Annotated in this window: 20 protein-coding genes; 4 read left to right on the top strand and 16 right to left on the bottom strand. The window is 66.8% G+C overall.

Annotation, left to right across the window (positions count from 1 at the left end):
• The first annotated feature begins 178 nt into the window (after positions 1-178).
• Genes ACTJI2_RS05765 through ACTJI2_RS05755 form a run of 3 tightly spaced genes read left to right on the top strand, consistent with a single transcriptional unit; the run spans position 179 to position 7,943 of the window.
• Positions 179-1,318: an efflux RND transporter periplasmic adaptor subunit gene (locus ACTJI2_RS05765; protein WP_440841413.1), complete on the top strand. Its 1,140-nt coding sequence runs from the start codon at positions 179-181 to the stop codon at positions 1,316-1,318.
• Positions 1,315-4,836 carry an efflux RND transporter permease subunit gene (locus tag ACTJI2_RS05760; RefSeq protein ID WP_440841412.1) on the top strand — a complete coding sequence of 1,174 codons (3,522 nt, stop codon included), beginning with the start codon at positions 1,315-1,317 and terminating at the stop codon, positions 4,834-4,836. The genes ACTJI2_RS05765 and ACTJI2_RS05760 overlap by 4 nt, the downstream gene beginning before the upstream one ends.
• Entirely contained in the window at positions 4,833-7,943 is a 3,111-nt protein-coding gene (locus ACTJI2_RS05755) for an efflux RND transporter permease subunit (RefSeq protein WP_440841411.1), read from the top strand. Before ACTJI2_RS05760 ends, ACTJI2_RS05755 begins: the two co-directional genes overlap by 4 nt.
• Before the next feature lie 75 nt (positions 7,944-8,018).
• On the opposite strand, the gene ACTJI2_RS05750 is transcribed toward ACTJI2_RS05755, so the two are convergent.
• The 16 genes from ACTJI2_RS05750 to ykgO all read right to left on the bottom strand — a co-directional run bounded on the left by ACTJI2_RS05750 (position 8,019) and on the right by ykgO (position 22,326).
• The gene (locus tag ACTJI2_RS05750; protein ID WP_440841410.1) at positions 8,019-8,795 is read right to left on the bottom strand and encodes a ferredoxin--NADP reductase; all 777 of its coding nucleotides are present in this window, start codon (positions 8,793-8,795) and stop codon (positions 8,019-8,021) included.
• A 39-nt stretch (positions 8,796-8,834) separates the two neighbouring features.
• Positions 8,835-9,188, bottom strand: coding sequence for a DUF3325 domain-containing protein (locus tag ACTJI2_RS05745; RefSeq protein ID WP_440841409.1), 354 nt, complete (start codon positions 9,186-9,188; stop codon positions 8,835-8,837).
• Positions 9,185-10,813, bottom strand: coding sequence for a PepSY-associated TM helix domain-containing protein (locus ACTJI2_RS05740; protein ID WP_440841408.1), 1,629 nt, complete (start codon positions 10,811-10,813; stop codon positions 9,185-9,187). The genes ACTJI2_RS05745 and ACTJI2_RS05740 overlap by 4 nt, the downstream gene beginning before the upstream one ends.
• Positions 10,810-11,130 carry a DUF3649 domain-containing protein gene (locus tag ACTJI2_RS05735; protein WP_425504655.1) on the bottom strand — a complete coding sequence of 107 codons (321 nt, stop codon included), beginning with the start codon at positions 11,128-11,130 and terminating at the stop codon, positions 10,810-10,812. Before ACTJI2_RS05735 ends, ACTJI2_RS05740 begins: the two co-directional genes overlap by 4 nt.
• A 169-nt stretch (positions 11,131-11,299) precedes the next feature.
• Positions 11,300-13,549 carry a TonB-dependent siderophore receptor gene (locus tag ACTJI2_RS05730; protein WP_440841407.1) on the bottom strand — a complete coding sequence of 750 codons (2,250 nt, stop codon included), beginning with the start codon at positions 13,547-13,549 and terminating at the stop codon, positions 11,300-11,302.
• A gap of 96 nt (positions 13,550-13,645) precedes the next feature.
• Positions 13,646-13,963, bottom strand: coding sequence for a FecR/PupR family sigma factor regulator (locus ACTJI2_RS05725; RefSeq protein ID WP_141452658.1), 318 nt, complete (start codon positions 13,961-13,963; stop codon positions 13,646-13,648).
• Positions 13,964-13,994: 31 nt separating this feature from the next.
• A complete protein-coding gene (locus ACTJI2_RS05720) occupies positions 13,995-14,540 on the bottom strand; it encodes an RNA polymerase sigma factor (protein ID WP_440841406.1) in 546 nt (181 codons plus the stop codon).
• A gap of 71 nt (positions 14,541-14,611) precedes the next feature.
• Positions 14,612-15,418, bottom strand: a complete 807-nt coding sequence (locus ACTJI2_RS05715) for a class I SAM-dependent methyltransferase (RefSeq protein ID WP_440841405.1) — start codon at positions 15,416-15,418, stop codon at positions 14,612-14,614.
• 51 nt (positions 15,419-15,469) lie between these two features.
• Entirely contained in the window at positions 15,470-16,714 is a 1,245-nt protein-coding gene (locus ACTJI2_RS05710) for a TraB/GumN family protein (RefSeq protein ID WP_440841404.1), read from the bottom strand.
• Between the two features lie 4 nt (positions 16,715-16,718).
• Positions 16,719-17,249, bottom strand: a complete 531-nt coding sequence (locus tag ACTJI2_RS05705; RefSeq protein WP_440841403.1) for an N-acetyltransferase family protein — start codon at positions 17,247-17,249, stop codon at positions 16,719-16,721.
• A gap of 12 nt (positions 17,250-17,261) precedes the next feature.
• A complete protein-coding gene (locus ACTJI2_RS05700) occupies positions 17,262-18,149 on the bottom strand; it encodes a carbon-nitrogen hydrolase (RefSeq protein WP_183636772.1) in 888 nt (295 codons plus the stop codon).
• An 87-nt stretch (positions 18,150-18,236) separates the two neighbouring features.
• Positions 18,237-19,526: an NTP/NDP exchange transporter gene (locus ACTJI2_RS05695; protein ID WP_440841402.1), complete on the bottom strand. Its 1,290-nt coding sequence runs from the start codon at positions 19,524-19,526 to the stop codon at positions 18,237-18,239.
• A gap of 7 nt (positions 19,527-19,533) precedes the next feature.
• A complete protein-coding gene (locus ACTJI2_RS05690; protein ID WP_440841401.1) occupies positions 19,534-20,505 on the bottom strand; it encodes an aldo/keto reductase in 972 nt (323 codons plus the stop codon).
• Positions 20,506-20,685: 180 nt separating this feature from the next.
• Positions 20,686-21,723 carry an agmatine deiminase family protein gene (locus tag ACTJI2_RS05685; protein ID WP_192198726.1) on the bottom strand — a complete coding sequence of 346 codons (1,038 nt, stop codon included), beginning with the start codon at positions 21,721-21,723 and terminating at the stop codon, positions 20,686-20,688.
• 22 nt (positions 21,724-21,745) lie between these two features.
• The gene (locus tag ACTJI2_RS05680; protein ID WP_183636762.1) at positions 21,746-22,078 is read right to left on the bottom strand and encodes a hypothetical protein; all 333 of its coding nucleotides are present in this window, start codon (positions 22,076-22,078) and stop codon (positions 21,746-21,748) included.
• Positions 22,079-22,200: 122 nt separating this feature from the next.
• Positions 22,201-22,326, bottom strand: coding sequence for a type B 50S ribosomal protein L36 (ykgO, locus tag ACTJI2_RS05675; protein WP_010342887.1), 126 nt, complete (start codon positions 22,324-22,326; stop codon positions 22,201-22,203).
• A 159-nt stretch (positions 22,327-22,485) separates the two neighbouring features.
• Between ykgO and cmk the strand changes: the two genes are divergently transcribed.
• On the top strand, positions 22,486-23,154 hold the full coding sequence (gene cmk, locus ACTJI2_RS05670) for a (d)CMP kinase (protein WP_183636759.1): 669 nt from the start codon (positions 22,486-22,488) through the stop codon (positions 23,152-23,154).
• The last annotated feature ends 80 nt before the right edge of the window (positions 23,155-23,234 follow it).

Here is a 23,234-nt window from a genome sequence, read left to right as displayed (position 1 = left end):
GGTGCCGCATGGTCGATGCACCCTTGGCGGCAACCGGATCCAGGTCGCTCCGCACGCATCGCCGCCGCAAAAGCGGCCATTACGGATGCTGGTCACCATGACCTTCGGCGCATGATTCCGGCTGAATGGGTGATATACCTTCATACAACACCTAAACAACACCACCACGGTCCACCCCATGTCCCGAGCCCACCCCCAATCCGGCCGCTCCCACCTGCGCCTGGCCCTGCTGCCCGTCCTGTGCGGCATGCTGGTCCTGTCCGCCTGCAAGGGCGGCGGCCCCGCGCCCGAAGCCCAGGCCAAGAACGGGGCCGAGGCCAAGGCCGCCGACGCGGTGCCGGTGGAAGCGGTGACGGCCAGCCGCCGCGCCGTGGCCGCCAGCTACACCGGTACCACCACCCTGGAACCGCGCGCCGAGTCGCAGGTGGTCGCCAAGACCTCCGGCGTGGCGCTGGCCGTGATGGTCGAGGAAGGCCAGCAGATCAAGGCCGGGCAGGCGCTGGTGCGGCTGGATCCGGATCGCGCGCGTCTGGCCGTGGCCCAGGCCGAGGCGCAGATGCGCAAGCTGGAGAACAACTACCACCGCGCCCGCCAGTTGGTGGATCAGCAGATGATCAGCGCCAACGACGTGGACCAGATCAAGTTCGATCTGGAGAACGCGCGCGCGCAGTACAACCTGGCCAAGCTGGAACTGTCCTATACGACGGTGGTGGCGCCGATTTCCGGCGTGATCGCCTCGCGCTCGATCAAGACCGGCAACTTCGTCCAGATCAACACGCCGATCTTCCGCATCGTCGACAACTCGAAGCTGGAAGCCACGCTCAACGTGCCCGAGCGCGAACTGGCGACGCTCAAGGCCGGCCTGCCGGTCCTGCTGCAGGCCGACGCCCTGCCGGGCAAGACCTTCCAGGGCGTGGTCGATCGCGTGGCCAATGTGGTGGATGCCGGCAGCGGCACCTTCCGGGTGGTCTGCGCGTTCGCCGACGCGACCCTGCAGCCGGGCATGTTCAGCCGCATCCGCATCGATTACGACCAACGCGCCGACGCACTGGTGGTGCCACGCATCGCGCTGCTGGACGATGGCGACCCGGCGGTGTTCGTGGTCCGTGACGGCAAGGCCGCGCGGGTGCCGGTGAAGCTGGGCTACGCCGATGGCGAATGGCTGGAAGTGCGCGAAGGCCTGAAGCCGGGCGATCGCGTGGTCACCGCAGGCAAGGTGGCCCTGCGCGATGGCAGTGCCGTGCAGGTGATCGGTGATCCCGCTCCGAAGGCGGTAGCGGCGAAGGATCAGGCCGTCGAGGCTGGTAGCAAGCAATGAGCGGCCATCCGGATCCCCACGATTCCCAGCCGCAAGGGCGGCTGGGCGGCGGCTTGGTGGAGTTCTCCACCCGCCGCCGGGTGACCATCGCGATGATCACGGTCACCATGCTGCTGTTCGGCGTCATCGCCCTCGGCAGCCTGAAGGTCAACCTGCTGCCGGATCTAAGCTATCCGACCCTGACCGTGCGTACCGAATACACCGGTGCGGCGCCATCGGAAATCGAGACCCTGATTTCCGAGCCGGTCGAGGAAGCGCTGGGCGTGGTCAAGAACCTGCGCAAGCTCAAGTCGGTCTCGCGCACCGGTCAGAGCGACGTGGTGCTGGAATTCGCCTGGGGCACGGACATGGACCAGGCCAGCCTGGAAGTCCGCGACAAGATGGAAGTACTGCAACTGCCGCTGGAGGCCAAGGCCCCGGTGCTGCTGCGCTTCAATCCCTCCACCGAGCCGATCGTCCGCCTGGCGCTGTCCAACAAGAACGCGCCGGCCAACGATGCCGACGCGGTGCGCCTGCTCACCGAGCTGCGCCGCTACGCCGACGACGATCTGAAGAAGAAGCTGGAGCCGGTCGAAGGCGTGGCCGCGGTCAAGGTCGGCGGCGGCCTGGAAGACGAAATCCAGGTCGACATCGACCAGCAGAAGCTGGCGCAGTTGAACCTGCCGATCGACAACGTCATCCAGCGCCTGCAACAGGAGAACATCAATATCTCCGGCGGTCGCCTGGAAGAGGGTTCGCAGCGTTACCTGGTGCGCACGGTCAACCAGTTCGCCACGGTCAACGAAATCCGCGAAATGCTGATCACGGCGCAGACCAACGGCGGCAGCAGCGCCGCGCAATCGGCGGCCGCGCAGATGGCGGCGATCGCCGCGTCCACCGGTTCGGCGGAGGCGATGGCCGCGGCGGCTTCGGTGCAGAGCGCGTCTTCGAGCGATACCAGCGCCATCGCCGGCGGCATGGCGGTGCGGCTGAAGGACGTCGCGGATGTCCGCCAGGGCTACAAGGAGCGCGAGGCGATCATCCGCCTGGCCGGCAAGGAAGCGGTGGAACTGGCGATCTACAAGGAAGGTGATGCCAACACCGTATCCACGGCCGACGCGGTCAAGAAGAAGCTGGAGGAACTCAAGAGCCAGATTCCGCCGGACGTCGAGCTGACCACCATCGAGGACCAGTCGCTGTTCATCGAACACGCGATTGCCGACGTCAAGAAGGACGCGGTCATCGGCGGCATCCTGGCGATCCTGATCATCTTCATGTTCCTGCGAGACGGCTGGAGCACGTTCGTCATCAGCCTGTCGCTGCCGGTGTCGATTGTCACCACGTTCTTCTTCATGGACCAGTTGGACCTGAGCCTCAATGTCATGTCGCTGGGTGGCCTGGCGCTGGCGACCGGCCTGGTGGTGGACGATTCCATCGTGGTGCTGGAGAGCATCGCCAAGGCGCGCGAGCGCGGACTGGGCATATTGCAGGCGGCGATCGCCGGCACCCGCGAAGTGAGCATGGCGGTGGTGGCGTCGACCCTGACCACGGTGGCGGTGTTCCTGCCGCTGGTGTTCGTGGAAGGCATCGCCGGCCAGTTGTTCCGCGATCAGGCACTGACCGTGGCGATCGCCATCGCGATTTCGCTGGTGGTGGCGATGACCCTGATTCCGATGCTGAGCTCGCTCAAGGGCCGCCCGCCGTTGGCGTTCCCGGAGGAAGCACCGCATCCGCGCTGGCAGCCGACCTCGGCCTGGCAGCGTCCGTTCGCCTTCGTCGGCCATCTGATCGGGCTGGTGTTCCGCTCCGTGTTCTTCGGCATTGCCTGGTTCGTGGTCAAGGCGTGGCGTGGCGTGGCCGCGGTGGTCGGTCCGATCATGCGCAAGCTCAGCGACCTGGTGATGATGCCGTACAACGGCGCCGAGCGTGCCTATCTGCGCCTGCTGCCGGCTTCGCTGGCACGACCCTGGCTGGTGCTGGGCTTCGCCGGTGCGGCATTCGGCCTGACCCTGCTGACGGTGCCGATGCTGGGCGCGGACCTGATTCCGCAGCTGGCCCAGGATCGCTTCGAAATGACGGTCAAGCTGCCGCCGGGCACGCCGTTGAAGGACACCGACGCGCTGGTCCGCGAGTTGCAGCAGAAGCACTCCAAGGATGACGGCGTGCAATCGCTGTATGGCGTCAGCGGCAGCGGCACCCGGCTGGATGCCAGTCCGACCGAGAGCGGCGAGAACATCGGCAAGCTGACGGTGGTGATGGCCGGTGGCGGCAGCGAGAAGATCGAGGCCGCAGAGACCGAGCGCCTGCGCGCGACCATGCAGTCGCACGCCGGCGTGCAGGTGGACTTCGCCCGTCCCGAGCTGTTCAGTTTCTCCACTCCGCTGGAAGTTGAGCTGCGCGGACAGGATCTGGCCTCGATCGAGCAGGCCGGCCGCAAGCTGGCGGCGATGCTGCGCAACAATCCGCACTACGCCGACGTCAAGTCGACGGTGGAGGAGGGCTTCCCGGAGATCCAGATCCGCTTCGATCAGGAGCGCGCCGGTGCGCTGGGCCTGACTACCCGCCAGATTGCCGACGTGGTGGTGAAGAAGGTCCGCGGTGAAGTGGCCACGCGCTACAGCTTCCGCGATCGCAAGATCGACGTGCTGGTGCGCGCGCAGGAAACCGACCGCGCCAGCGTGGAGAGCATCCGCCGTCTGATCGTCAATCCCGGCAGCAACCGGCCGGTGACCCTGGACGCGGTCGCCGACGTGGTGTCCACCACCGGTCCCAGCGAGATTCATCGCACCGACCAGATCCGGGTGGCGATCGTCTCGGCCAACCTGCGCGACATCGACCTGGGCGGCGCCGTCGCCGAGGTGCGCGACATGGTCGCCAAGGAACCGCTGGGCGCGGCCATCGGCATGCACATCGGCGGACAGGGCGAGGAACTCGCCGAGTCGGTGCGCTCGCTGCTGTTCGCGTTCGCCCTGGCGGTGTTCCTGGTCTACCTGGTGATGGCCTCGCAGTTCGAGTCGCTGCTGCATCCGTTCGTCATCCTGTTCACCATCCCGCTGGCCCTGGTCGGCGCGGTGCTGGCGCTGCTGATGACGCGCTCGCCGGTGTCGGTGGTGGTGTTCATCGGTTTGATCCTGCTGGTCGGCCTGGTAGTGAAGAACGCGATCATCCTGATCGACAAGGTGAATCAGTTGCGCGAGGCCGGCGTGGCCAAGCGCGAGGCCCTGATCGAGGGTGCGCGCTCGCGCCTGCGCCCGATCGTGATGACCACGCTGTGCACGCTGTTCGGCTTCCTGCCGCTGGCCGTCGCGCCGCTGTTCGGCAGTCCGGGCGCGGAAGTGCGTTCGCCGATGGCGATCACCGTGATCGGCGGCCTGCTGGTGTCGACCCTGCTGACCCTGCTGGTCATCCCGGTGGTCTACAACCTGCTGGACCGCCGCGCCGATGACTACTACCTGGAGCGCGGGCGCCGCAATCGCGCCTCGGCCGAAGGCATTGATGGTGCGGGCGAGGGCGGCACGGCCGCGACGGAGCACGCATGAGCGTCGCCGAGTTCAGCATCAAGCGGCCGGTCACGACGATCATGTTCTTCGTGTCGTTGTTCGTGATCGGCATGATCGCGGCGATCCGGCTGCCGCTGGAAGCGTTCCCGGACGTGTCGCCGCCGTTCATCATGGTGCAGCTGCCGTACACCGGCTCGACCCCGGAAGAGGTCGAGCGCACGGTGCTGCGGCCGGTCGAGGAAACGCTCTCGACCATGACCGGCATCAAGCGGATGGACAGCTCCGCGCGTTCGGACGGGGCCAATATCTTCATCCAGTTCTCTGACTGGGACCGCGACGTGGCCATTGCCGCCTCGGAGGCGCGCGAGCGCATCGACGCCATCCGCGATGATCTGCCGGACGATCTGCAGCGCTACTTCGTCTTCAAGTTCTCCACCACCGACGAGCCAATCCTGCGGGTACGTCTGGCCAGCACCACCGACCTGACCGGCGCGTACGACATGATCGACCGCGAATTCAAGCGCCGGCTGGAACGCATTCCCGGCGTGGCGCGGGTCGAGGTGTCCGGCGCCCCGGCCAACGAGGTGGAGATCGCGATCGAGCCGGATCGCTTGACCGCGCACAACCTGAGTCTCAACGAGCTGACTACGCGACTGCAGGCGGTCAATTTCTCGGTCTCGGCCGGGCAGATCACCGACGGAGGCCGCCGCCTGCGCGTGCAGCCGGTGGGCGAACTGGCCGATCTCGAACAACTGCGCTCGCTGGTGTTGAACAACAGCGGCCTGCGCCTGGGCGATATCGCCGAAGTGCGGCTGAAGCCGGCGCGGATGGACTACGGACGGCGCCTGGACGGGCGCGCGGCGGTGGGCCTGGACATCTTCAAGGAGCGCAACGCCAACCTGGTGGAAGTCTCCAGCGCGGCGCTGAAGGAAGTGGAGGCGATTCGCGAAAGCCCGGCACTGAACGACGTGCAGGTGCTGGTAATGGACAACCAGGGTGACAACGTCACCTCCTCGCTGCTGAGCCTGGCCGAGGCCGGCGGCATCGGCCTGGTGCTGTCTATCGCGGTGCTGTTCTTCTTCCTGCGTCATTGGCCGTCGACGCTGATGGTGACCCTGGCGATTCCGATCTGTTTCGTGATGACCCTGGGTTTCATGTACTTCGCCGGGGTCACCCTGAACATCCTCAGCATGATGGGCCTGCTGCTGGCCGTGGGCATGCTGGTGGACAACGCGGTGGTGGTGGTGGAGAGCATCTACCAGGAACGCGAGCGGATGCCGGGCCAGCCGGTGCTGGCCTCGATCATCGGCACCCGCCACGTCGCCATCGCGCTTTCGGCGGGCACGCTGTGCCACTGCATCGTCTTCCTGCCGACGATGTTCGGCGATCGCAACATGCTGAGCATCTTCCTGACCCAGATCGCCATCACCATCTCGGTGTCGCTGCTGGCGTCCTGGCTGGTCGCGGTGAGCCTGATCCCGATGATCTCCGCGCGGCTGAAGACGCCGCCGACAGTGAGCAAGCCCGACGGCCTGATTCCGCGCATGCAGCGCCGGTATGCCGGCCTGCTGCGCTGGACGCTGGTCCATCGCGGCTGGAGCGTGCTGGGCATCCTGCTGATCATCGCGGCCAGCGTAGTGCCGATGACCCAGATGAAGACGAACATGTTCGGTGGTGAGGATGCCGGCGAAACCCGGATCTTCTACCAGTGGAAGGGCGCCTACACCAAGGAGCAGATGTCGCAGGAAGTCGGCAAGATCGAGGCCTACCTGGAAGCCAACCGCAAGCGCTTCAAGATCACACAGATCTATTCGTTCTTCAGCGAGCAGGGCTGGGGCGGCACCAACATCAAGCTGGACACCAAGGACATCACCGAGAGCAAGCAACTGATCGATGCCATCCGCAAGGACCTGCCGAAGTCGGCGCGTGCCAACGTCGGCATCGGCGACCAGGGCGGACCGGGCGGAGGCGGCGGCCAGCAGGCGCAGAGCGTATCGGTGCAACTGGTGGGTGATTCCACCCAGACCCTGACCGAACTGGCCAACGAGGTGGTACCGATCCTGGCCAAGCGCAAGGAACTGACCGACGTACGCGTGAACAGCGGCGACCGCAACAGCGAGCTGGCCGTGCAGGTGGACCGCGAGCGGGCGCTGGCGTTCGGCTTCAGCGCCCAGGAAGTCGGACGCTTCGTCGAACTGGCCTTGCGTGGCGCGCCGCTGCGCGAGTTCCGCCGCGGCGAGAACGAGGTGCCGGTATGGGTGCGGTTCGCCGGTGCCGAGCATTATGGTTCCGAGGATCTGGAGTCGTTCACCGTGCGCGCGCCGGATGGCCGCACCGTGCCGTTGCTGGCGATGGTCAACGTGGCCATCAAGCCTTCAGCCAACGAGGTCCAGCGCTCCAACCGCCAGACCACGCTGACCATCCAGGCCAACCTGGCCGACAAGGTCTCCATGCCGGAGGCTCGCAAGGCGATGGAGGACACCCTGAAGACGTTGGCCTATCCGGCGGGCTACAGCTACAGCTTCGACGGCGGCGGCTTCCAGGAAGATCAGGAAGCCATGCAACAGATGATGTTCAATGTGCTGCTCGCCCTGATCATGATCTACGTGGTGATGGCGGCGGTGTTCGAGTCGCTGCTGTTCCCCTCGGCGATCATGAGCGGCGTGCTGTTCTCGGTGCTGGGCGTGTTCTGGCTGTTCTGGCTGACCGGAACCGAATTCAACATCATGGCCTTCATCGGCATCCTGGTGCTGATGGGCGTGGTGGTGAACAACGGCATCGTGATGATCGAGCACATCAACAACCTGCGACGGCGCGGCATGTCCCGCACCGAAGCGCTGGTGGAAGGCAGCCGCGAACGCCTGCGCCCGATCTTGATGACGATGGGCACGGCGATCCTGGCAATGGTGCCGATCGCGATCAGCAATACCCAGTTGGCGGGTGATGGTCCGCCGTACTTCCCCATGGCGCGCGCCATCGCCGGCGGGTTGGCGTTCTCCACCGTGGTCAGCCTGCTGTTCCTGCCGACCATCTACGCGCTCCTCGACGATCTGCGCAGCGGCACCGTGCGCGCGGTCCGCCGCGCGCGTGGCAAGGGCGATGCCCCGGCCGCGGCAGCCAGCCTGACCGCATTGCATTCGGAGTAGTCGGCAAGCGCACCGTCATGACGGAAAGAAGCCGGCGAAAGCCGGCTTCTTTCTTTGCTGGCGCCAATCGTCCGTTTACTTCTCCACAAATGCACGTTCGAACACGTAGTCCCCCGGATGACCGGTGCGCGGCGAACATTGGAACCCGCGCTGGTCCAGCAGGGTGCGGATTTCCGCCAGCATCGCCGGGCTGCCGCAGATCATGAAGCGGTCGCGCGCCGGATGCAGGGGCGGCAAGCCACAGGTTTCGGCGAGCCGGCCGTCGGCGATCTGGTCGGTGAGCCGGCCTTGGTTGCGGAACACCTCGCGGGTCACCGTCGGGTGGTAGAGGAGCTTCTCGCGGATTTGCTCACCGAGGAATTCATGGCGCGGCAGGTCCCGTTCGATGAACCCGGAATAGGCCAGGTCGCTGATGTGCCGCACGCCGTGCGCGACGATGACCTTCTCGTAGCGCTCGTAGGTTTCCGGATCCTGGATGATGCTCATGAACGGGGCCAGGCCGGTGCCGGTGCCGAGCAAATACAGATGCCGTCCGGGATGCAGGTCGTGCAGGACCAGCGTGCCGGTGGGCTTGCGGCTGACCAGTACCGGATCGCCGACCTGAAGATGCTGAAGCCGGGACGTCAGCTGCCCGTCCTGGACCTTGATGCTGAAGAACTCGAGATGTTCTTCCCAATGCGGGCTGGCGATGCTGTAGGCCCGCATCAGCGGGCGGCCATCGACCTCGAGCCCGATCATCACGAAATGACCGCTCTCGAAGCGCAGGCCCGGATCGCGAGTGGTGCGGAACGAGAACAGGCTGTCGTTCCAGTGGTGGACATGGGTGACGCGCTCAATCGCGTGCAGGCTCATCAAACGACTCCGGCGGGGGAAGAAACGAAGCGGCCACGCTCACGCCAGCCACCTGTGCAGGGCGGCCAGCGCCACCAGACCGGCCAGCGTCCAGGCAAGACCCGCCAGCCAGCGCGGCCGGTAAGGCAGGACTCCCAGCGCAAGCGAGAGGCCGGCTGCGGTCATGACGCCCAACCAGATCACCGGACCGCGCGCCCAGTCCTCGGCCTGGCCGGCCACCAGCAGGGCCAGCGCGAGCAGGCTCCCGCCGAGCCAGCGCCACTGGCGCATCCGGCCGGTACCGGCCCGTGCGGCGCCGTGCAGATCCATCTGGTGTTTTTCCATCGACAGGCACAGCGCCGCGAAACCCGCATAGGCCAGAGCCGTCAGCAGCAGGAACACGAGCACGCTCATGCGTTCGCTCCCGCGGGCCCCGTATCGGCTACATTGGCGGCCTGCCGTCGTCGAGCCGCCGCGCTTGCCGGCGGTTGCCAGCGCTGCATGCGGCGGCCGGCACAGACCAGGCCGGCACCCAGCGCAAGCATGGCGAGATCAAAACCGGCCATCACCCAGTCATGTCGCATGAGCGAGACACCGAGGTGCGTCGAAGTGGTCAATGCGTTGACCAGCGGCAGCAGCAGGAACAGCAGTGCGGCGACGTAGAGCTGCCAGGCCCACATGGCGCGCCTGGGCCAGGCGAAAGCGGCCAGCAGCGCGACCGCCCATGCCGCGAAAAACACGTTCGCCTCCGCGGACGCGCGCTCGGCGATCGCCAACGGCAGCAACCGGTTGCCCCAGAAATAGGCCGCGAACGCGATCGGCAGGCCGGCGACCGCGCCGATGTTGAGCGCATCCACCAGCCGCAGGCCGAAACCGATGCGCCCTGTCTTCAGGTGTTTGGGGCGTTCCTTGATGGCCCACAGGATCACGCCGCTGGCGACCATCAGGCAACCGGCGAGGCCGGACAGGAAGAACAGCAGGCGCAGCAGGGGATCGGCGAAGCGTGCCAGATGCAGGCCATACATCACGCCGCGGGTGCGGGTGGCACCACCCGGACCGGGGCTGGCATCGAGCAGAGCGCCGGTGGCGCCGTCGAAACGCAACGAGGGCGTGTCGATCGACAGGCGCTTGCCGGTGCGCTGGAACACGTCGACCACGGCATTCGCATCACCGGGATGGTGAACGGTGAAGCCGCCGGGCTCGCCGCCCTGCCAATACCGGCGCGAGGCATCGAGCACACGCACGATGTCCGGTGTGCCTGGCGCGGATGTCCCCGCGGCGTCGCGCGGTTCGCCGAACCGGGCGAACGCGGCGCTGAAGAAGGCATCCTCGTCGGCCGGATAGGCCGCCTTCACGCCCCAGGGCAGGTACATGAACATCAGGGTGACGATGCCGGTATAGGTGATCATCGCGTGGTATGGCAGCGCCATCACCGCGCTGACGTTGTGGAAATCCAGCCACGAGCGCTGGCCCTTGCCGGGGCGGAACGTGAAGAAGTCCTTGAAGATCTTCTTGTGGGTGATCACGCCGGTGATGATCGCCACCAGCATGAACATCGCGCAGAAGCCGACCAGGTAGCGCGCCCACACCACCGGGATGTAGTGCAGGTCGAAATGCAGGCGGTAGAAGAAATCGCCGCCGCGGGTTTCGCGGGCGGCAATCGCCTCGCCGGTATCGGGGTTGACGGTGGCGTCGCCGAAGCGTCCGCCCCGCCGGCCACGGCGCTTGCCCTCGTCCGGCGAAGTGGCGGATTCGGGATTGCGCCAGAACATCCGCAGGGTGCCGTTACGGTCGTCGGGCAGGGTAACGGTCCAGCTTTCGGCCCGCGCCGCGTACCGTTGAAGGTATTGAAGCGCACGCTCGGCGGCTTCCGGCCCCCGCGCGAGGGTGCTGGGTACCTCCGGACGCATCCAGCGGCTGATTTCCTCGCGGTAATAGCTGGCGGTACCGGCCATGAAAATCAGCAGCAGCAGCCAGCCGACCAGCAAGCCTGTCCAGGTGTGCAGCCAGGCCATCGACTGGCGGAAACCCTGCTTCATGCCGCAGGTCCCAGCCAGGCCGTGCCCACGCCCATCAGCAGCGCAGGCAGGGCGATGCCGATCCAGGCGCGCAGGGCGGTGCGTACCGCGAACGCCCACAGCGCGGCGCAGGCGCAGACGACGATCGCGACCAGCATGCCGGTCAGCACGGCCTGGGCGCGATCCATCGGCAGCGCCAGGGCGAGGAAGGACGAGGTAGTGGCGGCCAGCGCATAGCCGCCGAGGATGGCCGCGAGGCTGCGCGAGGCGATGCCGGCGCGCGGATGCCGGAGCACACCGGCAAGGCGTTGGGGACGGGGGGAGAAAAGAACTTTCACGAACGCATCCGGGCTTGCGACAGGAATGGGCAGGCGGCTTCGCCACCCGCCCGGGAGCCGCCTTCCCTGGCGGCGGCCGACGCCATCGGGCGCGGTGTCCATTCCGCTATAACGTGCCAGGCCACCGCATCCCTCAAGGATTGCCGGGCGCGGGTGGCCGATGCCGGGGTCAGAGACGGATGCGCAGGTTCAGGGTGACGTTGCGTGGTTCTCCCCAATGCACGCCGTTGTAGAACCCCATCCGGCTGTAATAGTCCTTGTCCAGCAGGTTGTTGATGTTGAGGCTGGCAGTGATGTTGTCGCTGAAGCGATAGCTGGCCGCCAGATTGAGCAGATGGACGGCGTCCTGTTCCATCGGTGCGCGCCGGGTGAGCGGGGCGCCGGTGGCCGGGTCGTACGCGCCCGTCGGCCGGTTGCCGGTACCGGTGAGCTTGCCTTGCCAGGTGACGCCGCCACCGATGCTCAGACGGTTCCAGCGGCCAGGCAGGCGGTAGTAGGTATTGAGGCGGAACAGATCCACCGGCTGCATGGTGTTGATGCGAACGCCGGCCGCGTTCTCGGCCTTGGCGTGGGTGAAGCCGCCGGCGATGTTCCAGTTCTCGGTGACCTGGCCTTGCACTTCCAGTTCCCAGCCCTGCACCTTGTTGCCCTTGCCGGTGGACTTGTAGGCGTAGGTCGGCGAGCCGTTGATGATCCGCGGCGGCACCGAATCATCGATTTCCGCCAGGTTGTCCTGTTCGCTGCGGAACACCGCCGCGCTCGCGTTGAGGCCGCCATCGAAGAACTCGCCCTTCAGGCCCAGCTCGTAGCTGTTGCCCTCGATCGGATCCAGATAGCGGTCGTTGCGATCGCGATATTCCTGCGGCTTGAAGATGCTCGTGTAGCTGGCATAGGCGGTCAGCTTGTCATTGAGATCGAAGAGCACGCCGGCGTAGGGGGTGAATACATCTTCGACTTTATAGCCACCCCGGGCCTCGAGCGTGCCGGCCGTGTTGTAGCGTTCCTCGTTGGCGGTTTCCCAGGTGCTGTAGCGCGCACCAACCACCGCCTTGAGGGCGTCGGTGAAATTCAGGTGCGCGGCGATGAAACCGGCGCTCTGCCGGGTTCGGGAGCTGTAGGCGTTGTGGCCATGGCGGATACTGCCGAACCGGGGCACGTTGCCGTCCCAGTTGCGCCAGTCCGGAATCCGACTGTAGTCGGCCCAGCTGGCATAGCCAGCCGGCGGCAGGGTTTGCGTATAGGGTTCGTAAGAGCGCTGGCTCAGGGTGCTGTAGCCAGCAAGCAGGGTGTGCTCGCGGCCGAACAGGCGGAATGGACCGCCGGCGTTGAACTCCCAGGCATCGCTGCGGGTGCTTCCCAGGAAGCGCGAAGTCCACACCTGGATCCCGCTGCCGTCGGCGCGCGGAAAGCCTTCGCCGCCGTAGAACATGTAGCCGTCGGTGTCGCTGTCGGCACGGGTATAGGCCAGTCTGGCCAGCCAGCCATTGGCGAAGGACTGTTCCAGGCGGGCGAAAGCCTGGCGATCCTCGCGTGGCCACGAACTCCATTTGGCCGACAGGTTGGTGTTGCGCGGCAATCGCGCCAGACTGCCGTCGGCCATCCAGTAGGGCAGCGTGCCCCAGGTGGCGCCCTGGGTTTTCGGCGACTGGTAGTCGTAGCCCGCGGTCAGCAGCGTGCGCGGCGTCAGATCGGCTTCGATCACACCGTACAGCACGTTCTTGTCGAGCCGGTAGAAGTCGCGCCAGGAGTCGCTCTGCTGCTTGGCGGCGACCAGGCGGCCACGCAGCCGACCATCCCAGCCCAGCGGGCCACTGATGTCGGTCTCGAAGCGGTGGTTGCTCCAGCGCCCGATCGTCAGCCCCGTGGTCATCGCGAATTCGGAGGTCGGCCGCTTGCGGATCAGGTTGATGGTGCCGGACGGATCTCCCGCGCCCGTGGTCAGGCCGGTGGCGCCACGAACCACTTCGATGCGTTCGTACACGGCCGAATCACCGTCGGCCTTGACGTAGCCGCCGGTATTGAGCATGCCGTCGACCTGGATGTTGTTGATGGCGTAGCCGCGCGCGTTGTAGCTGACGCGCTCGCTGTCGGTGTACTGGACGAACACGCCGGTGACCTGCTGCATCACGCCGGACAGGCTGAACAGTCCCATGTCGTCCAGGCGCTGGCGGGTGATGACGGTGACCGACTGCGGGGTTTCGCGCAGGGACAGATTCAACTTGGTCGCGCTGCCGGTTTCGCGGACCGTATAGGAGTTCTTGTTTTCCTTTTCACCGTGGACTTCGATCGCATCCAGCGTCGTCGGTCCGTCCGAGGCGGCCTGCGCGCGGGCGAGTCCAGGCAGCAGCGCGCACGCCAGGGCGATGGCCTGTGCCAGGGGATGGCGGAAAGGAAGCGTGGGAACGGGGGTGGGGGACATGATGTGATTCCTGAAATGGCGTGGTGTTCGCCCCGGGTGGGGTGCGCACGTACAACGCGCCAGCAATGGGAATCACTCAACGGGCAGAACGCCGTCTCAACGCAACAGGCAGTAGATCACCACGCAACACAGCAACAACGCCGCGACCGCCATCCACGTGGGTTGCCCGGCGCGGGACGGGGGCGTGGAAGTAATATGACTAAACTCGCTCGCGAGCATGCGCGCGGGCTGTTCCAGTTGCTCGGACAACTGCAGCGTCTCTTCCCACGCGGTCTGGTGTGCGGGTTCACCCAGCCATGCCAGGAATCGTTCCTGCTCGGCCTCCTCCATCGGCACACCCGAATGCAGGCGCACGTGCCAGGCAATGGCCTGGTCGGAGGGGGAAGGAGTTGGGCTCTCGTGGGGTGCCGACATGGGTGCCTGGGAGCGGTGGCCAGTATGTGGATCAGGTCAACGTGTAACGTTCACCGGCGACCGCGGTTGACTCGGCCTGCGCCTGCCGGCGCAGGAAATCACGGCAGCGATGCATGGCCAGCATCATCTCCTTTTCGACCGTGCTGGTCGATACGCCGAGCGCCTGGCCGATTTGCGGGTAGGTCCAGCCATCGATGCGTTGCATGAGGAACACCCGGCGCGTGCGCGGCGGCAGTCCGCGCAGGGTTTGCAGCAGTCCTTCCAGACGCGCGCGGCTGTCCGCCATCTGTTCCGGGGATGCGGAGGAAACGTCGGTATCGTGGCTGGCCTGGCGTGCGTGCTCGTGGCGCACGCGCCGGGATCGCAGATGATCCAGCGCCAGGTTCTGCGCGGTGCGGAACACCAGGCTGAGATCCGCTTCACCCAGATGGCGATCCTTCAGCCGCAGGTAGGTGTCCTGCACGATGTCCTCGGCCGTGCTGTCGCAGCCGACGATGCGGCGCACCAGATGAACGATGCGCTGGCGCTCGCGGACGAAAACGCGGGTGAAGCCATCCATGTCGTCGGCAGTTCTCACGATAATCGCAAATGATAGTCATTACCATTTGAGCGGGCAACGTGGGCCACGAAGACGTCCAGGAACCGCGGTCAACGACTGTGGAACAGTACGGGAGCGTCCGGTCTTATGGCATCGCCGGTGCGCAGCCACGCCGCCGTCGCGGTTTCAATGGTGCAGGGACCGAGCGTGGCGATGCGCAGTGGCCGCGTGCGCGCCTGGCGTTCCAGGATCGCCAGCATCCCGGCCAGCATCGCGCCGGAGAACGGCGAATAGAGGTAATACACGCTCGCGGCGGATAGATCGGCGGTGCGGGCGTCGCCGGCGACGAAGCGGACGTGCTCAAGCGCCAGCGCGTCGGCACTGCGCCGCGCGCTGGCGACGTAGGCGGGCTCGATTTCGATGCCGACGGCCTGCGCGGGCGTGAGGATGGCGGTCAGCAGCGGGAGATGGCCCAGGCCCGAACCGAGATCGATCAGGACATCGGATTCGCGCAAATCCAGCCGGCGCAGCAGCGCCAGCAAGTGCCGCGCCGGCGTGGGCTGGTAGAACACCATGTCCGGAAGCAGCCCGCCGATGTCCGTCGAGGGCGCATCCGGCGCGAGCACCTCGGCCAACAGCGCGTCCAATGCGTCATAGCCATCGCCATCGGGTGCGTCGCCTTCGCCTGCCGTCAGCGCGGTGAGCGCTTCCGCGCCCCGGCCCTGGCGGATGGCGCCACGCAGCATCGCGCAGAAATCGCGATGGATTGCTTCCAGTTCTTCGCGCAGTGCGCCTGTCTGTCGGGACAGCCCGGCCTCTGCCTGGAAACCGGAGGCTTCCAGGCGATCCAGCACATCACCACGCCGACGCCATTGAACCGGCGCGCGCAGGGCGGCGTCGGCCGTCCAGTGCCGCACCTGTTGCCGTAATCGATCGAGCGGATCCGGAGCGGACAATCGGCAGCCGGATCAGCCGAACAGCTTGCCCAGCATGCGCAGCCCGCCGGTCCACACGCCGATGGCCGTTCCCAGGCTGGTCAGGAAGAAGTTGAGCAGCACCCGCGCCACCCGGTTGCGCCACCAGCCGCGCAGGGTCTGCACGTCGTCGCGCAGCGCCATGAAATCCGCATAGGTCGGTTTGCGCAGGCTCGCCTCGACCAGGGCGCTCACGGTGCCGGACGCCAGCGCCGGATGCAGCGGGGTGAGTGGGGAGGCGACGAACGCGGCGGCGATGCTCAGGGGATGCCCCCCGGCGATGGCGCAGCCCAATGCGCCGAGGGCACCGGTCGCGAGCACCCATTGCACGATGAGATCCGAACCGACGTCGACGCCACCCCGATAGAAACCCCAGGCGAAGCCACCCAGCACGAACGTGGTCAGCAGAATGGTGAACCAGGGAATGCTGCTCTTTTCGGGAATGTGCTCCAGCTCGGCGAGCGTGGCGGCCGGTTCATCGTTGTCCTCGCGCAGGTGCCGGGCCAGTCCGTGCAGGTGGCCCGCGCCGACCACCGCCAGCATTTCGTGGGGCTTGTCGCCCTTGGTCTGTTGGCCGCCGACCTGGCGCAGGCGCGTGGCCATGTAGCGATCCCGCTCGGCGATGACGGTTTCGTAGAGCGCCGGATTGTCCTGGGCGAATTCGCCGAAGCTCGATTCGAGCATGTCACCCTGTTTCAGCTTCTCGATTTCGGCATCGCCGACTTCCTCGTCGGCGAACATGCCGGCCAGGATGCCGGCGCTGATCTTGGCGCGGCCCCACCAGCTCAGGCGATGCAGGGCGCGCTTGAAGGTCAGGCCGACCTCGCGATCGATCAGGTGCACCGGCAGCCCGCGTTCGCGCGCGTCTAGCGCGCCGGCCTTGAGTTCGGCGCCGGGTTCCACGTCCAGTTGTTCCGCCAGCCGGCGCTGGTACGCGGCCAGAGCCAGGTTGGCGGCAAACAGGTGGGTCTTGCCTTCGCGCAGCACCTTGATGAGATCCAGCTTTGCCAGCGCGTCGGGATCCGTGAGCGATTGCAGACGGCCGGCGTCGAGTTCGACCGCCACGCTGTCGTAGGCGCCACTGGCGACCGCCGCGCGCACGGCGTCCACGCTGCTGCGCGAGACGTGCGCGGTGCCGAGCAGGGTGTAGCGGATGCCGTCGCGTTCGACGATCTGGTGCGGCTGACCGGCCAGCGGGTCGTGCGCGGCGGGAAGGGGGGACGGCGTAGGGTCGTTCATGGTGTCATTCATCGGAAGGGGCCGCGCCGTCACGCGCGCCGAGCGCGCGTTGCATCTGCACGGTATCGAGCCAGCGGCCGTGCTTGCGGCCCAGGCCCTGGAAGACGCCAACGGTGCGGAAGCCCAGCTTTTCATGCAGGGCGACCGAGGCGCCGTTGGCGGGTTCGCCGATCACCGCGATCATCTGCCGGAAGCCGCTGGCTTCGCAGGCATCGATCAGGCGTTGCAGCAGCGCCTTGCCGACGCCCTGGCCCTGGTGCTCGGGAACGATGTAGACCGTGTCCTCCACGGTCCAGCGGTAGCCGATGCGGCTGCGATAGCTGCTGGCGTAGGCGTAGCCGGCGAAGCGACCATCGCGTTCGGCGACGAAGTAGGGATAGCCCGCCGCCTGCACGGCGCGCATGCGCTGCGCCATTTCGGCCTCGTCGGGTACGTCGTATTCGTAGGTCGCCACGCGCTCGCGCACTTCCTCGGCGTACAGGGCGGCGATGGCCGGGATGTCGGCTTCGGTGGCGTCGCGGATGTGCAGGGGCAAGCGGGTGATGCCTCAGTCGATGTAGCGCTTGAGCAGATCGCCGTAGGCGTCGATGCGGCGGTCACGCAGGAACGGCCAGATCCGGCGCACGTGCTCGCTGCGTTCCATGTCCACTTCCACGCTCAGGAGGGTGGCGTCGGTGCCGGCCTCGGCGAGGAACTCGCCCTGCGGACCCAGCACGTGGCTGTTGCCCCAGAACTGGATGCCGGACGTGCCCAGCGGCGAGGGTTCGTGGCCGACGCGGTTGCAACTGAGCACCGGCAGGCCGTTGGCGACCGCATGGCCGCGATGGCTCAGCACCCACGCATCGCGCTGGCGATTCTTTTCTTCCTGCGTGTCGTCAGGATCCCAGCCAATCGCGGTCGGGTACAACAACAGCTCGGCGCCGGCCAGTGCCATCAGGCGCGCGGCTTCCGGATACCACTGGTCCCAGCACACCAGCACGCCCAGGCGACCGACCGAAGTGTCGATCGGCTTGAAGCCGATGTCGCCGGGAGTGAAGTAGAACTTCTCGTAGAAGCCCGGATCATCCGGGATGTGCATCTTGCGGTACTTGCCCGCGATGCTGCCGTCCTTCTCGAACACCACCGCGGTGTTGTGGTACAGGCCGGTGGCGCGGCGCTCGAACAGCGAACTCACCAGCACCACGTTGTGTTGCTTCGCCAGGCGGCCCAGGCGTTCGGTGCTGGGGCCGGGAATCGGTTCGGCCAGGTCGAACTCGCCGACCGACTCGTGCTGGCAGAAGTATGGGCCGTTGTGCAGTTCCTGCAGCAGCACCAGGCGCGCGCCGCGGCGGGCGGCCTCGGCCACGCGTTCCTCGATCACCGACAGATTGGCGTCGGCATCGCCGTGGTTCTTTTCCTGGATCAGGGCGACGGGCAGGGAGGTCTTGCGGGTCATGGCGGGGGCGGTGTTGAGCGGACGCGCATGGTAACGCGGATGGCCCGGCCCCGGGCCGACCGCGGGTGAACGGCGGGCGCGGCGCCGTCAGGCGCCGGCCTGCTCGCGACGGCGCTGGGCGCGCCCCAGCCAGGCGCCGTTGCCGGCCCAGACCAGGGCGATGCCGGCGCCGATGAACATCGCCAGCGCGGGGTGCTCCGCGACCAGATCCAGCATCCGCTTCACCCAGCCGCTGAGCGCGTCGGCACCGCGATAGACCACGGTGTCGATGAAGTTCTTGGCCTTGTACTTGTCCTCGGCGCCGACCACGGTGTACAGCATCTCGCGGCCCGGCCGCACCAGCGCGTATTCGCCCGCGCGGCGCACCACCATCACCACCGCGAACACCGCGAAGGTGGGCGCCAGCGCCAGCCACAGGAAACCGGCGGCGGTGATCAGCGGTACCAGTACCAGCAGGATGCCCACGCCGAGCCGGCGCGCGATCTGCCCGGTGATGAAGATCTGGGTCAGGATCGCCAGGCTCTGCACGATGGTGTCGATCAAGCCGAACACCTGGGTCTGGCGGGTGCGGTCGGGGAATACCTCAGCGACCAGCCGCGCCTGTTCGAAGTACAGGAAGGTGCTGACGCTGGCCAGCAGCAGCACGAACAGGGCGATGCCCAGCAGGTAAGGCGAGCGGAACACCGCCGTCGCGCCCGCGAACGGATTTCCGCCCAGCGGGCGGCTGCGGGTGGCGCCATCCTGGATCGGAAGCGGATGCGCGTCGCGCCAGCGCTGCAGCCAGTTGGCGGCGGCGATGCTGCCGGCCAGGAACAGCGCGGACAGCAGCACCAGCCCGGCATGCCCCAGCGGCGCGACCAGCAGGGTGCCGAGGATGGGGCCGAACAGGCCGCCAAGACTGGCGCCGCCCGCCATCAACGCGAACAGCCGCTTGGCCTGCGCCACCACGAACAGGTCCGCTAGCACGCTCCAGGCCAGCGAAATGGTCAGCAGGTTGAACACCGACAGCCAGATGTAGAACGTGCGCGCGATCCAGACGTTCTCCGGCTTCCACGCGAACAGCGCGGCGAAAACCAGCAGGTTCAGCACGAAGAAGCCGAAGGTCCATGGCAGGATATGCCGCCGCCGTACCCGCGCCGCCACCCAGCCGAACAGCGGCATCGCCGCCAGGGTCGCCACGAAGGTGCCGGTGAACAGCCATTGCAGGTTGTCCACGCCGCCGGCCACGCCCATCGTCTCGCGCACGGGACGCAGCATGAAGTAGCCGGTGAACAGCAGGAAGAACAGCGCCAGTCCCGCGACGACCGCGGCGGTCTCGCGGGGTTCGACGTTGAACAGGCGGGCGATCAGGTTGGGGCGCGGCGAGGCGTCGCTCATCGGGTACTCAGGCGAATTGGGCGATCAGCGACTGGCGCTGGGTGGCATCGAGATCCGCGCCGACGCCGGCGCGCAGGTTGTCGCTCTGCCGATCGGGCTTGCCGGTGGCGGGAATCACCACCGTCACCGCAGGATGGCTCAGCGCGAATTTCAGGAACGCCTGCGCCCAACTGGTGATGCCGGCCTCGGCCGCCCAGCCGGGGAGCGGCTTGTCCTTCACCTGCGCGAACAAGCGGCCATCCTCGAACGCGCGGTTGATCATCACGCCCACGCCAAGGTCCTGCGCCAGCGGCAGCACCCGTTTCTCCGCACCGCGCGAAACGACCGAATAGTTGATCTGCAGGAAGTCGGGTTTCTCCGCCTGGACGATGTCGGCCAGTTCGTCCTGCGCGCGCTCGACGTAGTGCGTGACGCCGACGTAGCGCACCTTGCCCTGCTGCTTGAGTTCGCGCGCGAGCGCCAGTTGCGCCTTCAGATCCCCGAGGTTGTGGACCTGCAGCAGCTCGACCTTGTCGGTCCGCAGGCGGCGCAGGCTGTCGTTGAACTGGGCCAGGCCTTCCTCGCGTCCAGTGACGCCGGAGAGTTTGGTCGCCAGCCAGGCCTTCGGTCGCAGGCCCTGTTCGGCCAGCAGGGGACCGAGCACATCCTCGGCGGTACCGTAGGTCGGCGCGGTGTCGATGACGCTGGCGCCGGCGGCGAAGAAGCGTTTCAGCACCTCGCGCAGCGGATCCTGTTCCGCGGCGCTGGCGCCGACTTCGAAACTGCCGGAGGTGCCCATGCCGATGACGGGAATGCGCTCCTGCGTGTGTGGAATCAGCCGGGTATTGAGCGGTCCGGGCAGCGCGGTGCTGGCTGCCGACGGCGTCTTGCCGGGCGCGCTCTGGGCCATGCCGGCCTCGGCGGTATCACGGCAGGCCGCGAGGCCAAGACCCGCGGCGGCCGCGGCGGTGGAAGCAAGGAACTGGCGTCGTGTGTACACCGTGGACTCCTCCGCGCTGGGCAAGAGAGCGTTATCAGTGATTGGTGTCACGCATGTGTAAACGAAGCGTTCAATGCCGCCCCAACCAAAGACCTAGTCGCGATGTTTCGACCTGAAATGTGAAACGGGGCGGATTCCTGCGAATCCGCCCCGTTCGTTTCGAACTGCCGAGTCCGCCACTCAGACCGCGGAGAGCAGGCCCTGTGGCAACTGCATGGTGATGCAGTGGAGACTGCCGTTCTGCCAGATCAGCGCCCGGCATGGCACCTGCACGATTTCGCGACCGGGATAGGCCGCCGCCAGAACTTCCGCCGCCTTGGCGTCGGCCGGGTCGCCGTAGGCCGGCATCAGCACCGCGCCATTGAGGATCAGGTAGTTCGCGTACGAGGCGGCCAGGCGGCGACCGTTGTCCAGGACCGGTTGCGCCCAGGGCAGCGGGAATGGGCGGTAGGGTTCGCCGGTGCGGGTGCGCAGGGCGGCGATGTCGGCCGCCATCGCCTGGAGTTCGGCGAAGTGCGAGTCGGCCGGATCGTCGCAGGCCTGGAACACGATGGCGTCGCCAGGCGCGAAGCGGGCGAGGGTATCGACGTGGGCGTCGGTGTCGTCGCCTTCCAGGTAGCCATGATCCAGCCACAGCACCCGATCCTGTTTCAGCCAGCCGCCCAGCCGCGCGGTCAGCTCCTCGCGGCTGGCCTGCGGATGACGCTCGTGCAGGCATTGCCACGTGGTCAGCAACGTGCCCTCGCCATCGGTTTCGATGGCGCCACCTTCCAATGCAAAATCAATGCTTTGGACGAAATAGTTGTGAAACAGGTTCATGCCGGACAGCTCGCCGACCAGGCGGTCGTCGCGGCTGGCCTCGAACTTGCCGCCCCAGCCGGTGAAGCGGAAGTCGAGCAGCTTGAAGCGGCCACCGTCGCGCAGGCTGATCGGGCCGGAGTCGCGCAGCCAGGTGTCGTCGTACTCGGCCGGCACGAAGCGAACCCGGTCCATGTCCACCCGCGCCGAGCGCAGCCGGGCTTCCGCATAGATCTGCAGATCATCGTCGGCGACGCAGATCACCACGTCCTGGAAGCGGGTGATGGCCGCCACCAGCGCCACGTAGGTTTCCTCGACCTCGCCCAGGCGTTCGGCCCAGTCGGTGTCGGCATGCGGCCAGGCAATCAGGATCGCGGACTGGGGTTCCCACTCGGCGGGAAAACGGAAAGCGTCGGTCATCGTACCAATCGGTCAGTGCGGGTCAGCGGATGGGGGGCTTGGGCCCGATTTCTTCCGGGCCGGCCTGGTTGGCGACCACGTCGATCACGCGGTCGCGTTCGAAATACACGGTGAAGGCGGGGTAGACCCAGCGATGGATCGTGGGCCATTGCCGCTTCTGGCCGCCGCGCGGTTCCAGCTTCTGCTGCGGTTCGCCGAAGCGCGCCTGCACCTGGTTGCTGGTCCAGCCGCGCACCGGCGCCGCCTGGGCGGCGGTTTCCTGCACGCGGTCAACCAGCAGGGTGTCGGCGGCGAAGGCGTTGGTGGCCAGGCCCAGCAACACGTACATCGGGATGACGAGGACGCGATGGTTCATGGCGGATTTCCCCGGAAAGAGGCGGCCTTTATAGCAAAAGCGGCGCAACAAAAAACCGCCCGAAGGCGGTTTTCCGGGAGTTCCGCGCAGGCTCGACCGGAAGGTCGCCCGCGGCCGGAAACTCAGCGCTGGCGCGCCTTGAAACGCGGATTGGACTTGCAGATCACGAAGACCTTACCGCGGCGGCGGACCACCTTGCAGTCGCGGTGACGGGCCTTCGCCGACTTCAGGGAGGACAGGACCTTCATGATGAAACCTCGGCGTAAAAGAATATGGGGCGAAACGAAGCCCGCTATTCTAAATGCATTTCCCCAGCAACATCAAGTGGTTGCCGGACGAGACGGGAAACCGGCCGGCGCGGCCCGCGGGCGGCGCGGCATAATAGTGTGAAAACCACAGGATTCCCCATGTCCGAGAGCATTCCCGTCCTCACCATCGATGGCCCGTCCGGGGCCGGCAAGGGCACGGTCAGCCGCATCGTCGCCGACCGCCTGGGCTGGCATTACCTGGATTCCGGCGCGTTGTACCGGGCGGTCGGGGTGGCGGCGAGCTGGGCGGACCTGGACATTTCCGACCCCGCGGCGCTGGTCCGATGCACCTTCGATACCCAAGTCCGCTTCCAGGACGGCCCGCAGGGCCTGCGGGTCATCGTCGACGACGTGGACGCCACCGAGGAACTGCGGCTGGAAACCACCGGGGCGCTGGCCTCGGCCATCGCCGCGATCCCCGAGGTCCGCTCGGCCCTGAAGGAGCGCCAGCGGGCTTTCCGGCAGCTTCCGGGCCTGGTGGCCGACGGTCGTGACATGGGTACCGTCATCTTCCCGGACGCCCCCTACAAGGTGTTCCTGACCGCCAGCGCCGAGGAAAGGGCGGAAAGGCGCTATAAGCAGTTGAAAGACAAAGGGGTTTCGGTTACCTTAGACGGTCTGCTACGCGAGATTCTCGCCCGCGACGCCCGTGACGCACAGCGCACGGTGGCGCCCCTGCGGCCGGCCGACGACGCCGTCCACATCGACACCACCGGCCTGGGCATCGACGAAGTCGTGGCGCGCGTGCTGGCCATCGTGAGTCGTTGATCGCAATTCATCGCGGCGACTTCCGGTTTCGGCGCGCCGCGGAAATCAGCATGCAGAAACGAGCCCGTTCTCCGGTGCCT

It is taken from the genome of Pseudoxanthomonas sp. 22568 (genome assembly GCF_052044485.1).
GTDB classification, from domain to species: domain Bacteria; phylum Pseudomonadota; class Gammaproteobacteria; order Xanthomonadales; family Xanthomonadaceae; genus Pseudoxanthomonas_A; species Pseudoxanthomonas_A beigongshangi.
The sequence above is the reverse complement of the archived record's forward strand: the minus strand, read 5'-3'. Positions and strand labels throughout refer to the sequence as shown.

Excerpts from the sequence above, each read along its gene's own strand:
- ACTJI2_RS05765 (WP_440841413.1), top strand. The coding sequence starts at position 179 with ATGTCCCGAGCCCACCCCCAATCCGGCCGCTCCCACCTGCGCCTGGCC.
- ACTJI2_RS05760 (WP_440841412.1), top strand. The coding sequence starts at position 1,315 with ATGAGCGGCCATCCGGATCCCCACGATTCCCAGCCGCAAGGGCGGCTG.
- ACTJI2_RS05755 (WP_440841411.1), top strand. The coding sequence starts at position 4,833 with ATGAGCGTCGCCGAGTTCAGCATCAAGCGGCCGGTCACGACGATCATG.
- ACTJI2_RS05750 (WP_440841410.1), bottom strand. The coding sequence starts at position 8,795 with ATGAGCCTGCACGCGATTGAGCGCGTCACCCATGTCCACCACTGGAAC.
- ACTJI2_RS05745 (WP_440841409.1), bottom strand. The coding sequence starts at position 9,188 with ATGAGCGTGCTCGTGTTCCTGCTGCTGACGGCTCTGGCCTATGCGGGT.
- ACTJI2_RS05740 (WP_440841408.1), bottom strand. The coding sequence starts at position 10,813 with ATGAAGCAGGGTTTCCGCCAGTCGATGGCCTGGCTGCACACCTGGACA.
- ACTJI2_RS05730 (WP_440841407.1), bottom strand. The coding sequence starts at position 13,549 with ATGTCCCCCACCCCCGTTCCCACGCTTCCTTTCCGCCATCCCCTGGCA.
- ACTJI2_RS05725 (WP_141452658.1), bottom strand. The coding sequence starts at position 13,963 with ATGTCGGCACCCCACGAGAGCCCAACTCCTTCCCCCTCCGACCAGGCC.
- ACTJI2_RS05710 (WP_440841404.1), bottom strand. The coding sequence starts at position 16,714 with ATGAACGACCCTACGCCGTCCCCCCTTCCCGCCGCGCACGACCCGCTG.
- ACTJI2_RS05700 (WP_183636772.1), bottom strand. The coding sequence starts at position 18,149 with ATGACCCGCAAGACCTCCCTGCCCGTCGCCCTGATCCAGGAAAAGAAC.
- ACTJI2_RS05695 (WP_440841402.1), bottom strand. The coding sequence starts at position 19,526 with ATGAGCGACGCCTCGCCGCGCCCCAACCTGATCGCCCGCCTGTTCAAC.
- ACTJI2_RS05685 (WP_192198726.1), bottom strand. The coding sequence starts at position 21,723 with ATGACCGACGCTTTCCGTTTTCCCGCCGAGTGGGAACCCCAGTCCGCG.
- ACTJI2_RS05680 (WP_183636762.1), bottom strand. The coding sequence starts at position 22,078 with ATGAACCATCGCGTCCTCGTCATCCCGATGTACGTGTTGCTGGGCCTG.
- ykgO (WP_010342887.1), bottom strand. The coding sequence starts at position 22,326 with ATGAAGGTCCTGTCCTCCCTGAAGTCGGCGAAGGCCCGTCACCGCGAC.
- cmk (WP_183636759.1), top strand. The coding sequence starts at position 22,486 with ATGTCCGAGAGCATTCCCGTCCTCACCATCGATGGCCCGTCCGGGGCC.